Raw genomic sequence first — 12,677 nt, forward strand, 5'->3', positions numbered from 1 at the left:
TCCCCCAGTCCCTGTGTATCGTGCCGTTTCCTCTATGCCGCGCTACCGCAGTTCATTCTTATCTTCGCCGATGCGCGTGCCGTCCATAAACTTCATCGCCGTCGGCTCCCAGGTGACCTTGAGGTCGCTGAGAGGAGAATCATAAGCTTTGACTTCTTTTTCGTTCGTGTCGTTTATATCAGTGTAAATCGTATCGGTCCGCGTCACGCCGGCCATGACGGGCATCGTGTCCAGATAATCGGCGCGGAACAATTCATTGCCCGACGCATCGGAAACGACGAACCGCCCTTTGAAGGTCTGAATATCGTTTTGCGATATGTTGGCGATGGAAATATCGAACTGTATCTGAGGATGCATGCGTCCGGCCGAGGCGTTCTGGTCGAGGCTCACCTTATCGACGACGGATATCTGCAGCGTTTGGTTCATCTGCTCCCGGTCCTTTTCAACCTGAGCCTTCCACTTGGCGTACACGTCGAGTATTTCGCCGACGGTCTTTCCTTCATAGGCCTTCTGATCTCGCGATTTAGCGAGGGATTGGAAAAATTCCTGCTGATCCTTCGTCAGCGACGTATCGGACTGAATCTGTTTGACGATTTTCGACGATTCGCTGGAATGCCATACGATGGATTTCGTATCCTTCGAGCCGCATCCCGATGTCAGCATGACCGCAATCAGTGCCGCCGCCAGCCATTTTTTGTTCTTCATACCGCTTCATCCTTTCCCTTATAATAATTCAAACACAGACAGCGGATCGGCTTTGATCATCGGTATGATATACAAGACCGATATGCCCGTCATAAACGATATAAGGCCGACGATACAAAAGCCCAATCCTAAGACAACATAAAAAATACGCATTCCCGTCGTTCCGCCTGTACGTCCGGCAACATTGCGGGCCCGGCTGTTATTGACAAACCATGACCACTGCTTGACGGCCCCTCCTATGGAATACAGGCCGAGGGCCAGAAATAGTATGTCGCCGTAATCATGAAAAAATGCAATGATGGCGTTGTCCATTCCCCCACCTCCTGCCTACGGCATCTTCACGAAGCAAATTTCCTCATCTCTTAATATTATTCTTTTTTTTTTGAGATACCTTCTTTTTTATGTAAAATCTATGTATATGATAAAATATTATACAAGGGAGGCCCTCCTATGCTGTCCGAACAAGCCCAAACCGTACTATCCGTATTACAAACTGCCCATATAGAATACCATGTGAAAGAACACATTCCCGTCTACACCATAGACGAAATGTCCGCCCTGCACCTCCCCGACGGCGAGGCCGTAGCCAAAAACCTGTTTATCCGCGACGATAAGAAGAGGACCTACTACATTGTCGTCATCCGTCAGGAAAAGACGGCCAACCTCAAGGCCCTGCGGCAGACCCTGGGCTCGCGCCCTCTGAGCTTCGCCTCTGAAGACGACCTGTGGAAGTACCTGAAGCTGACCAAAGGGGCCGTCACGCCCTTAGGCGCCCTGAACGACGAAACACAGTCGGTCGTCGTCGTCTTCGACAAAGACTTTATGGGAAACCAAATCGCCGTCCATCCCAACGACAACAGGGCCTCGGTCTGGATGCAAACCGACGACCTAATCCGCCTCATCCAAGAACACGGCAACCCTGTCGTCGTCGCCGAGATATGACGGAGAACGTAAGATAGCATACGAGACGACAAGAGAGGCAGGAGATCGACTCTCCTGCCTCTCGTTTTATATGCGTATGCTATTCTTCCGTATCTTCTTCTTTTTCTTCCGGTTCCTGCCGCGTGACGAGGATTTTATCGACGCGGAGGTTGTCCATATCCATGACTTCAAAGGTAAATTCGTTCCAGACGTACGTATCTGTTTCCTTAGGAATGCGGCCTACGCCGTAGGTGACGAAGCCGGCCAGGGTCTTGTACAGGTCGTCTTCTTCGCCGGGCAGGTCATCTTCCAACTCGAAGAAATCCTTGAATTCTTCGATGGTCAGCAGGCCCTCCATGAGCCATTCGTTGGGGCCGCGCTGGATGATGCGGTTGTCATTTTCCTTCTTTTCCTTTTCGCCTGACGGCATGCTGCCTACGAGCTCTTCCAGGATGTCGTGGAGGGTCAGCAGGCCGCTGAAATTGCCGTATTCGTCGAGGACGGCCGCTTCGTGGACGCTGTGCTCGCGGAAGACCGGCACGACCTTCATGATATCCATCGATTCGGGCACGAAGACTGGCTTCTGGACGCTCGATTCGACGAGGGATTTCATGGTCACGTTTTTCCCGGAATGGACGGCGTCGTAATATTTTTGGAAGACCATGTTGACCGAAACCATGCCGAGAAATTCGTCGAGCGAGCCCCTGCCTACGGGCAGGTGGATGTGATTGAAAGCGATCATTTCATTCATAATCGTCTCGTCGGGATCTTCTACGTCAATCCAGTCAACCTGGGTGCGGTTGGTCATAATATCGCTGACGTTCATATCGGCCAGGCGGAATACGCGGTCTACCAGCTCGGGCTCTTCCTTTTCAAAGGCCCCCAATTCCGCGCCCTGCTCCAGAAGGATTTTGATTTCCTCTTCCGTTACGGGCTGCACCTCCGGCTTGCCCATGCCGATGACCTTCGTCACCAAGGCCGTCGAAGCCGACAGAAACCAAATGAGGGGCGTACTGACCGTGCAGAAATACAGCATCGGCCGGGCCAGAAAGCAGGCGATGGCTTCAGGCTTGTTGATGGCGATGCGCTTCGGCACGATTTCCCCTAAAATGATGGTCAAATAGGTGATGACGGCGACGATAGTCGTCAGGCTGACGCTGTAGGCATAAGGCTCCAGGCCGGGAATCATGGCCACGTACTGCGACATGGGGCCGGCCATTTCCGTACCGCCGTATACGCCCGTCAGCAGGCCCATCAGGGTGATGCCGAACTGTACGGCCGAAAACATCTTATTCGGGTTTTCCCGCAGCTTCAGGACGATTTTCGCCGACTTGCTGCCCTCTTCGGCCATGGCCTCCAGCCGCGGCTGATGGCAGCTGACGATGGACATTTCCAGCAGCGAAAATACGCCGTTGCCAAAAATCAGCAATAATATGACGATGCACTCTTTCCCTAGGGAAACTTCCAAAACAAATCACGTCTCCTTTAATACGCAAAAAATAATTTTTTAGTTTATATTATATCGTGTTTTTCCCATTCCTACAAGCGCAGCACAGCATGGGACACAAGGAAGGCCTCATGCCGAAATATTCCGCTGAAATGCTGCCGAATAACGGCCCGATACCTTGCCCGGCCGTCATCGTGACTTGCAAAGTACGCAGACATAGGCCGACTTTATTCACGTATCAATTCGTTGTCGCACGATCCGGTCTGGGCATACTGGCGCAGATTCTGAATCGTCGTTTCGCATAAATTATAATCAGCCTGATCCGTATAGAAAGCCGTATGAGCCGTAAATATGACGTTTTCGTAAGACAGCAGTTTTCTAATATCGGAAGCGACGTCTTTTTGAGATCCCGACGATTTTCGCAGCGCTCCTTCTCCTTCGATCACGTCGATTCCTAACGCGCCAATCTTACCGCTGTGAAAGCCCCGCAGTACGGACTGCGTGTCAAATAAAGGGCCTCGGGCGCTGTTGACAAGGACGACGCCGTCTTTCATAGCCTGAATGGCCTCGTCGTTTACCATATGGTAATTCTCTTTCGTATAGGCGCAATGGAAAATGATCACGTCGGCCTTAGCGTATAATTCGTCCAGCGTCACATAGGATGCATACTGGCGTACGTCATTGTTCTCGTAAATATCGTAAGCCAGGATAGCTTTAGGATGAAACCCGCTCAAACACTGTATCGTCGTATATCCGATACGGCCGGCGCCGACGATGCCTACGACCATATTGCGAAGTTCCCGCCCTTGCAATCCCGTCGTAGTAAAATTGCCATGTTCTACACGCAGTATCTGCGTCCGCAGCTTGCGAAGAAGGGCCAGCACGATCATCACCGTGTGTTCTGATATGGCGTTGGGCGAATATCTCGGCACATTGGCCCCTTTGATGCCGTACCTTTTCATCGCCTCTATATTGAGATGATCGTAACCGGCGCTGCATGTCACGACGTATTTGACGCCGCTCTCGGCCAGAGCCTTATAAAAGGGTTCATCTTCCTTATGATCGCTGTAATAAATAAGGCCTTCGCACTTCGCCTTCTTAACCGTTTCTATCGTATCCAACGCCGCTTCGCAAGGCAGGCCGATTAACTCTATATCGTCGCATCCAAGGCGTACATACGGCGCAAATCTGGCTGCGCCGCCTCTGACATTGCTGAAAATTCCAACTCTCATCGCATTCTCATCCTTTCTGCAAAACGGCGCATGAAAATACGATATGCCAATATATTTCATACGCCGTCGTATTCAATGATATTTGATTAAATAGCCTCCTTTTGGTTATATCACAAGAAACGCATCGTTTCAATTTATCATACGTATTTCCATTCTCTTTACCACTATATAGAAATCGTATGGAAATGTATTCAATATTGTCTTTTTGTTATACGAAATTGGGTGCATTACGCTATCCATGCTATACTGGAAGACAGCTTTGATGTTGAACACTCAGCTTTCATTACTCGTTGCGGCCCGCTGGAGGACAGCCTTGTCATACGTCGCATACAAAATCATGACGCGCCGCCAGTCCGTCGTATTGACGTCGACCCAAACGGTCTCAGACAAACGCTAATTGACAAAGGATTTTTTGAACACCTGAATCATTCGCTACTGCGCATCTCCGGAATACCTTCTCATTCCCTGATACGATCACAACAGGATACCCCCCTTTTAGAGAACTATCATCTGAAGATGCGCCAACTTGTTTTTCTTATATAGAGGAGCTGCCGCGCTTTTGCACGCGGCAGCTCCTCTTATAGTATTGAAAAAACAGAGCGGAATACAATGGGTATTCCGCTCTGTGCCTATGCATATGATATAACTCTTACCACCAGGGGCCTACACCGATTCCGATGCCGCCGCCATGATGCCAGCCGCTGCCCCATCCTACGCCGATACCAATGCCGACGGAGGGGCTCATGCCTCTGTCGCGGCCGTCGTCGGCCGTATCGATAATGGAGACGGTTTCCGTAAAAGTGCGCGTCGCCGAGCCGATCTTCAAGTCGACGACGATGTCCGTCTTGCCGGCGCTGACGGGGACGATATTCATCTTATCGGAGATTTGCGCCACGTTGGCGTTCAAGCTGGTCAGCTTGATGTCGTAGGGGAGCATGCCCGGCACGTGAACCCGGATGATGCCGTAGCTGCCCAAGGCGATTTTCTTGGGATAGACGACGATTTCCGTCTTTTTCAGCAGATTTTCTGCGCTGCCGTAAATCATCACCGCGTCGCCTGTCGGGTCGAGACGCCATACGCAGCTTTCATCCTTGGCGAAGAAATAATTTCCCTTCTGAACGTGCGTATTCGTATCGTAGGCTTTGACGTGATAAAAATAGTCGTGAGTCAGCTTCTTTTCAATTCGGAAATAATAGTCTCCCGAAAGGCCCGACGCCTCGGAAGGAAGATTTTGCAGAAGGGCTGTAATTTTATCATACGTACTGCCCTTCGTAATGTAGTAGTCGTCCAATGTTTCCATACGGACCGACGGGTCGATCTGTACGGCTGCCCCTGCCGGCGCAGCGGCAAAGGCGGAGAAGCTGCCTAAGCAGCACAATACGCTGAGTACTAACGCAGGCCATTTCATACAAAATCCCTCCTTTAACGAAGCATAGAATTACCGTTTCATGCAATGAATACCTTCCAGACGGTTCAGCGCTTCATAGAGCGTTTCGTCCTTGACGGCAAATTGAAGGCGGACAAGGTTGTGTACGTCTTCGTGGAAAAAGGTCGAGCCGGGCACGAGGGCTACGCCCAGTTTCCGGATCAAGTCCTCGCAGAAGGCCGTATCGTCGTCGTAGCCGTATTCCGAAATATCCATCAGCATGTAAAAGGCCCCCTGAGGCACGTTGTGGGGAATGCCGATGGCGTCGAGGCCCTTCATGACGATGTCGCGCTTCTTCGTATATACTTCCCGCAGCCCTTCGTAATAGGACCGGTCGAAGCCGAGGCTGGTCACAGCCGCTTCCTGGAGCGGGCTCGGCGCGCTGATGGTCATGAACATGTGGAGCTGCCGCAGCGCTGCGGCCAGATGAGGCGGCGCGAAGATGTAGCCGACGCGCCATCCCGTAATCGAATAGGTCTTCGACAAGGAACCGCAAGATATGGTCCGTTCGTACATGCCCGGCAAATTGGAAAAGTACGTATATTCCGTCGGCTTGTACACGATGTGCTCGTATACTTCGTCGACGATGGCGAAGGCGTCGTATTTCTGCACCAGGCCGGCTATGATTTCCAGCTCGGCCTTAGAAAATACCTTGCCGCAGGGATTGGACGGATTGCAGAGGATGATCGCCTTCGGATGCTGCCGGAAGGCGTCTTCCAACACGTCGGCGTCGAAGGTGAAGTCCGGCTGGCCGAGAGGCACGTAAAGGGGCTCGCCGCCGGCCAGCAGCACGTCCGTGCCGTAGGCTTCGTAAAAGGGCGAAAATACGACGACCTTATCGCCTGGGTCGACGAGGGCCATCATCGTCGTCATCAGGGCCTCCGTGCCGCCGCAGGTGACGATGACTTCCTGTTCCGGGTCCAGCGTCTGGCCGGCGAAGGTCTGACGGTAGTTCGCCAAAGCCTGCCGCAGGTTCTGCGCGCCGCTGTCAATACTGTATTGGTGCGGCCCCTGGGAGGCTATGTCCTTCAGGCGGTTCCGCAGGGCTTCCGGCGGGGGAAAATCGGGAAAGCCTTCCGATAAGTTAATCGCCTCGTACGTTTCGGCCATGTGGGAGATTCTGGCAATGGCCGATTCGGAAAACAAGGAAATTCGTTTCGATATATTCGGCATAGACACATCCTCCTATAAGTCCAGATTCCGCACCTTCTTGGCGTTTTCCTGAATGAATTGACGGCGCGGTTCGACCTTGTCGCCCATGAGGACCGAGAAAATGCGGTCCGCTTCTACGGCGTCTTCGAGGTGGACCTGGAGCATCGTGCGGTTCTGGGGATCCATCGTTGTTTCCCAGAGCTGCTCCGGATTCATTTCGCCGAGGCCCTTATAGCGCTGAACGACGACGCTGTTGTCGCGGCCCAGCTCGTCGAGCTTGGCGTTCATCGCTTCGTCTGTGTAGTAATACCAGACCTGCTTGCCCTTGCGCACCTGATACAGGGGCGGCTGGGCGATGTAGATGTGGCCTTCCGTAATGAGAGGCTTCATAAACCGGTAGAAGAACGTCAGCAGGAGCGTACGGATATGGGCTCCGTCGACGTCGGCATCGGTCATGATGATGATCTTGTCGTATCGCCGCTTGCTGATGTCGAATTCTTCGCCGATACCCGTGCCGAAGGCCGTAATCATGGAGCGGATTTCTTCATTGGCCAGGATCTTGTCCAGACGGGCCTTTTCGACGTTGATGATCTTGCCGCGGAGTGGTAAGATGGCCTGGAATTTCCGGTCCCGGCCCTGTTTGGCCGAGCCGCCGGCCGAATCGCCTTCGACCAGGTAGATTTCCGTCATAGCGGCGTTCTTTTCCGAGCAGTCGGCCAGTTTGCCTGGCAGGCTGCTGATTTCCAGGGCGTTTTTGCGGCGCGTCAGGTCGCGGGCGTGGCGCGCTGCCTGGCGGGCTCTGGCGGCGGAAATCGCCTTGTTGACAATGGACTTGGCTTCGCCGGGATGCTCTTCGAAGAATTCCTTCAATCCGTCGGACACGATATTGTCGACGATCCCCTTGACTTCGCTGTTGCCCAGCTTCGTCTTCGTCTGCCCTTCGAACTGCGGTTCCCGTACCTTGACGCTGACGATAGCCGTCAGGCCTTCGCGCACGTCTTCGCCGGATAAGTTTTCTTCCTTGTCCTTCAGCAGTCCCGCCGTACGGCCGTAGTCATTGATCGTGCGGGTCAGGCCGGAACGGAAGCCGCTCAGGTGAGTGCCCCCTTCTTCCGTAAAGATGTCGTTGACGAAGGTCAGGATATTTTCGCTGTAGCCGTCGTTGTACTGCATGGCGATGTCCACGAGGACCTTGTTCTTTTCGCCTTCCAGCGTAATGACCGTCGGGTTGACGGCTTCCTTGTTTTCATTCAGAAATTCCACAAAGGACGTGAGGCCCCCTTCGTAGCAGTAGACTTCGCTGCGCCCTTCGCCGCGCTTATCCGTCAGGGTAATATGCAGGCCCTTGTTCAGGAAGGCCAGCTCGCGGAGACGCGTCTTCAGCGTGTCAAAATCATAGGTCGTGTCGGGGAAAATGTCCGCGTCGGGCTTAAAGCTTACCTTGGTGCCCGTTTCTTCGCCCCGTTCCATGGGACGAATTTTTTTCAGCGGTTCCGCCGTCAGGCCCCGGGCAAAGGAGATGTTCCACAAATACCCGTCGCGCTTGACTTCGACCTTCGTCCACAGGCTCAGGGCGTTGACGACGGATATGCCGACGCCGTGCAGGCCGCCGGAAATAGGATAGCCGTCGCCGCCGAATTTGCCGCCGGCGTGAAGCACCGTCAGTACGACTTCGACGGCAGGCTTGCCGATCTTATGCATGGCTACGGGAATGCCGCGGCCGTTGTCGACGACGGTAATGCTGTTATCAGCTTCAATCGTCACTTCAATGTGCGTGCAGTATCCTGCCAGCGCTTCGTCGATACTGTTGTCGACGACTTCATATACTAAATGATGGAGACCGCGCAGAGACGTGCTCCCTATATACATACCAGGACGCTTGCGAACGGCTTCCAGGCCTTCCAGGACCTGAATCTGTTCCGCGCCATAATTTACTTTTTTATCTTGCGGCATGCAGCAATTCCTCCTCTTCAAACATACTTAACATCTTATTATACAGCAAATCCCCCTGGGATAGCTAGTTTACAATCGCTGCACGGGCCCCTTTGACGAAAACAGCCGCTTGTACCGCCCGATAATCGTTTCCAGCGTAATGGGCGAAGCGTAAATGCATTCCTCCGTTACGATGTAGCAGCGAATCTGCCCTTCGTCCATGCCGTCGAGCAGCACGAGGGGGCGGTAATACTGCCGCAGCGGGTTCGACTTGTTCATCTTTCGCGGATGGGCCTTGAACATCGCGACAATGCGGCGTATATCAATCATTTTCTGTCCGCCTATGTGAAGATACATCGCTTTTTCTCCTGTATTTTTCCGTTAAATTGCGAATAAACGCGTCGGTCATCTCCGTCGGGTTCCGCCGCGTAATCAGCAGGGCCAGCATCATATCGTCTTCCGGCGTGTCGCAGCCGTGGTAAATGCGCTCCATGTATTTATAAATGCACTCGCGCCGCACCTCGTTGTACAATTCCTCGTACAGCCGTTCCTCGTCTCCGATCATGCCGTAAGCCTTCAATTCGTCCAGCGTCAGCCAGGGCATGTCCATAACCGTGGCATAGACGGCTTTTTTCTTTTCCTGACGGGCCCGGAGCCGGCAGATAAAGCACAGCTCCTCGCCCTTTTCCAGCCACCGCCCGCACGACGGGCACTGCCGGACTCCTGCTGCCTGGTACGCCGTCTGCCGTTTCGCCTGGGCGAAGCGCAGCTGGGCCATTTTTTCCTGGATGGCCTCGGGAAGGGCCGCCGTCTCCTGCCGGATGCGCCGCACCGTTTCTTCCGAAAGCCGCGCGTTCCCCACGCGTACAGCAAAGCCTTCCTCTTCTTCCCCTGCAGTATTGGCGTACGTAACGGCTGGGGGCTTTCGGCCGCTCCGCACGAAACGGATGTCCGTGACGAAGGGTTCCTTGATATACTCGTTGATGGCCTCAATGATCTTTTTCTTGTACATGAACAGCTGGTTCATCCATACGGAATTCAGCACGGCTACCTGTACGACGGACTCGTCGAAGCCCTGAATATAGGAGTATTTGGCAATTTGAGGGCCGACGATGGTCTTCCAGTCCAGCTTCGCCTGATACAGCTTATAGGGGACGAGAAGCCGGTTCCGTTCCAATATTTTGGGAATGGAAAGGCCAGCCTTCTCCATCTTATGATTCCGTTCCTCCATGGGATATTACCTTTCCCTGCGCGATGCAGATATGACAGCAGCCGGCCATGGATTCGAAAATCAGCGGCTCTGTCGTCGTAATAAAGGTCTGTATCCGGCCGCGCACAAAATCCAGCAGGGCCTGACGGCGGCCGGCGTCGAGCTCGCTCATCACGTCGTCCAGCAGCAGGACGGGATACTCGCCCGTTTCGGACTTCATATATTCCAGCTCCGACAGCTTGAGGGCCAGCACGGCCGTCCGCTGCTGCCCCTGGGAGCCGTATTTTTTTAAATCGGCTCCGCCTACAGCCAGGGCCAGGTCGTCCCGATGAGGTCCTATCGACGTGGACATGCGGTATATGTCGTCCTGCCGGTGCTCCTGCAGCAGGTCGTAGTACCGCTGAGCGTCGGTAATGCCTCCCGCCCCGTCGCCGTAGGGCTGCACGTAATCCATCGTCAGCAGCTCTGATCCGCCCGTCAGGCGGCGGTGAATGACGCCGGCCAGAAAGCTCATCTTCCGCAGGGCGTTGAGGCGCCTCCGCACGATTGCGGCGGCGAAGGAAGCAATCTGCCGGTCCCATTCCTCCAGCGACGCCCCGCCTTCGTACTTCAACTGCTTCAGCAGCAGGTTCCGCTGCGATACGGCCCGGTTATACTGCAGCAGCAGGCGGTAGTAGGCCGGATTGACCTGGGATATTTCCATATCCATAAACCGCCGCCGCAGGGACGGGCTGCCCTTGATCAGCTGCAGGTCTTCCGGTGAAAACAAGACTTCGTTCAGCGTCCCTACCAATTCTTTCTGGGGGACCTTCGTCTCGTTGACCCATAATTCCTTTTTGCTCGTCTTCGATAAGATAACCTTGATCTGCTGGGCGACGCCGCTGCGGACAAAATCCAGGATGACGCTGCCTTCGCCGCAGTCCCATTGAATCAAGTCCATGTCGGCTATCCCTTTATAGGATTTCCCTATACCTCCCAGGTACAAGGCTTCCAGCAAATTCGTCTTACCTTGTCCATTCTGGCCGTACAACAAGATAATAGACTTGGGAAAGGTTATCGTTTCCTGTGTATAATTTCTGAATTGATGAAGCCGTACAGACTGTATATTCATACTTATGCACCAACGATTTCATACGTCCCGATGCCCTTGATTTCTACGATGTCGCCGACATGAAGCTTTTTCCGCTTTGCCGAGCACAGTTCGCCGTTGACAAAAATCCGCTGTTCGTCCAGCAAAAAGCGGATTTCGCCGCCGCTCTGCAAGATGCTGGCCCACTTTAAAAACTGGTCCAGCTGTATCATTTCCGTTTCAATTTTTACTTTTTCCATTATTTTGTCCTCATCGGCGTCACGACGAATACGCTCGCTTCGTTCCCTTTATCCTGTACCAGCATGGGGCTGTTTTGCCGCGTATTTAACACGACTTCGTCGTCGTGGCAGTGTTTTAAAATATCTAAAATAAACTTGCCGTTAAAGGAAATTTCCAACGGCTCCCCGGTCATTTGGCAGGCTACGTAGTCTTCGATGGTGCCGTAATCGGGGTTCTGGCTCATGAGATGGATTTCCCCGTCACCGAATACGAAGTTGATGACGTTGTACTGAGCGTCTTTGGCAACGATGGAAGCTCGTTCAACGGCTCCCGTAAATTCGCTGCGGCCGACGGTGATGCTGCACTGGAAGTCCGTCGGGATGACGCGGCGGTAGTTGGGGAATTCCCCTTCGATCAGGCGGGTGCGGATGTAGACGTTGCCGAACTTAATGGCCAAATAGCTGCGGACCGCCGTAATTTCCACCGGTTCGGGAATGTCCGTCGGCAGCTGGCGGGAAATTTCCGTGAGAAGCCTGCTGGGAATGACTGCCTGGAGGGGATTTTCAATCGGCGTATCCAGAGGCGCCGTCTTCAGCGCCAGCCGGTGGGTGTCCGTAGCGACCATGGAAATCGTATCGCCCTGCACATCCAAATAGGTGCCCATAAAGATGGGACGGGCTACGTCTGTCGCGCAGGCGTAAGACGTATTGTCGATCAAATCCTTTAAGACGACGCTGGTCGTCGTAAAGTGGGAATAGCCGTTTTCCAGGATTTCCACTTCGTTGAAGTCGTTGGGATTCATGGTCAGGCATTCGAATTTCAGCTTGCCGCCTTTGATGATCATCTGAGTGTCGGCGTCTTTTTTGGTGATTTCAATTTCATCGCTGGGAAGCTTGCGCGTCAGCTCCATCAAGTAGGGATTGGCCACAAAGGCTTCGCCTTTTTCTTCGATGATGCCGGGAACGATGGTTTTTATTCCCATGTCGTAGTCGTTGGCCTGAAATTCGATTACGTCGTTCATGGCCTTGATAAGCAGGCCGTTTTCTGAGGTCAGGTTGTTGTTTTTATTCTGGGCGACCTTTTGGACGGTCTGAAGGCCTTTATTTAAATCTTCCTTTTTTAAGATAAGTTTCATGGGTGTATCCCCTTTTCTGCGTTTAGTTTTTTAATTGAAGTAAGTTAAAAGAGTAGAAGAAGTAGTAGTAGAGGGTGTGGATAGTGTGGAAAACTGGGGAAAACTCTGAATTTTCAGCTATGCACAGCTGTGTATAACCTGTGTATAACTCATGCCTGCCTATCCACAAATTCACTTTTCTTCCGCAAATTTTCGCTGTCCACAAACT

Annotated in this window: 13 protein-coding genes; 1 reads left to right on the top strand and 12 read right to left on the bottom strand. The window is 53.0% G+C overall.

Features of this window, described 5'->3' with window-relative positions; genetic code table 11:
* Nucleotides 1–42: 42 nt before the first annotated feature.
* Both DKB62_RS06665 and DKB62_RS06670 read right to left on the bottom strand, forming a co-directional pair.
* Entirely contained in the window at nt 43–705 is a 663-nt protein-coding gene (locus DKB62_RS06665) for a hypothetical protein (protein WP_107196282.1), read from the bottom strand.
* Nucleotides 706–723: 18 nt separating this feature from the next.
* Nucleotides 724–1,017, bottom strand: a complete 294-nt coding sequence (locus tag DKB62_RS06670) for an Imm17 family immunity protein (RefSeq protein ID WP_095628980.1) — start codon at nt 1,015–1,017, stop codon at nt 724–726.
* A gap of 138 nt (nt 1,018–1,155) precedes the next feature.
* On the opposite strand from DKB62_RS06670, the gene DKB62_RS06675 reads away from it, so the two are divergent.
* Complete coding sequence (locus DKB62_RS06675) at nt 1,156–1,647, top strand: prolyl-tRNA synthetase associated domain-containing protein (protein WP_107196283.1); 492 nt, start codon at nt 1,156–1,158, stop codon at nt 1,645–1,647.
* Between the two features lie 79 nt (nt 1,648–1,726).
* Here DKB62_RS06675 and DKB62_RS06680 read toward each other — a convergent pair whose 3' ends face one another.
* From DKB62_RS06680 to dnaN, 10 genes are all read right to left on the bottom strand, one after another.
* Nucleotides 1,727–3,094 (bottom strand): hemolysin family protein, encoded by a 1,368-nt coding sequence (locus DKB62_RS06680; protein WP_107196284.1) that lies wholly within the window; start codon nt 3,092–3,094, stop codon nt 1,727–1,729.
* Nucleotides 3,095–3,300: 206 nt separating this feature from the next.
* The gene (locus DKB62_RS06685) at nt 3,301–4,305 is read right to left on the bottom strand and encodes an NAD(P)-dependent oxidoreductase (protein ID WP_157949724.1); all 1,005 of its coding nucleotides are present in this window, start codon (nt 4,303–4,305) and stop codon (nt 3,301–3,303) included.
* A gap of 649 nt (nt 4,306–4,954) precedes the next feature.
* On the bottom strand, nt 4,955–5,713 hold the full coding sequence (locus DKB62_RS06690) for a hypothetical protein (RefSeq protein WP_087477770.1): 759 nt from the start codon (nt 5,711–5,713) through the stop codon (nt 4,955–4,957).
* A gap of 30 nt (nt 5,714–5,743) precedes the next feature.
* Complete coding sequence (locus DKB62_RS06695; protein WP_107196286.1) at nt 5,744–6,904, bottom strand: pyridoxal phosphate-dependent aminotransferase; 1,161 nt, start codon at nt 6,902–6,904, stop codon at nt 5,744–5,746.
* A 12-nt stretch (nt 6,905–6,916) separates the two neighbouring features.
* Nucleotides 6,917–8,836 carry a DNA topoisomerase (ATP-hydrolyzing) subunit B gene (gene gyrB, locus DKB62_RS06700; RefSeq protein WP_107196287.1) on the bottom strand — a complete coding sequence of 640 codons (1,920 nt, stop codon included), beginning with the start codon at nt 8,834–8,836 and terminating at the stop codon, nt 6,917–6,919.
* Between the two features lie 69 nt (nt 8,837–8,905).
* On the bottom strand, nt 8,906–9,145 hold the full coding sequence (locus DKB62_RS06705) for a DUF370 domain-containing protein (protein ID WP_232818813.1): 240 nt from the start codon (nt 9,143–9,145) through the stop codon (nt 8,906–8,908).
* On the bottom strand, nt 9,138–10,046 hold the full coding sequence (locus tag DKB62_RS06710) for a DciA family protein (RefSeq protein ID WP_107196289.1): 909 nt from the start codon (nt 10,044–10,046) through the stop codon (nt 9,138–9,140). The genes DKB62_RS06705 and DKB62_RS06710 overlap by 8 nt, the downstream gene beginning before the upstream one ends.
* On the bottom strand, nt 10,027–11,136 hold the full coding sequence (gene recF, locus DKB62_RS06715) for a DNA replication/repair protein RecF (protein ID WP_107196290.1): 1,110 nt from the start codon (nt 11,134–11,136) through the stop codon (nt 10,027–10,029). Before recF ends, DKB62_RS06710 begins: the two co-directional genes overlap by 20 nt.
* 2 nt (nt 11,137–11,138) lie before the next feature.
* Nucleotides 11,139–11,354: an RNA-binding S4 domain-containing protein gene (locus DKB62_RS06720; protein ID WP_107196291.1), complete on the bottom strand. Its 216-nt coding sequence runs from the start codon at nt 11,352–11,354 to the stop codon at nt 11,139–11,141.
* A complete protein-coding gene (gene dnaN / locus DKB62_RS06725; protein WP_107196292.1) occupies nt 11,354–12,469 on the bottom strand; it encodes a DNA polymerase III subunit beta in 1,116 nt (371 codons plus the stop codon). Before dnaN ends, DKB62_RS06720 begins: the two co-directional genes overlap by 1 nt.
* Between the last annotated feature and the right edge of the window lie 208 nt (nt 12,470–12,677).

The sequence above is a fragment of the Megasphaera stantonii genome, assembly GCF_003367905.1.
GTDB lineage: Bacteria > Bacillota > Negativicutes > Veillonellales > Megasphaeraceae > Megasphaera > Megasphaera stantonii.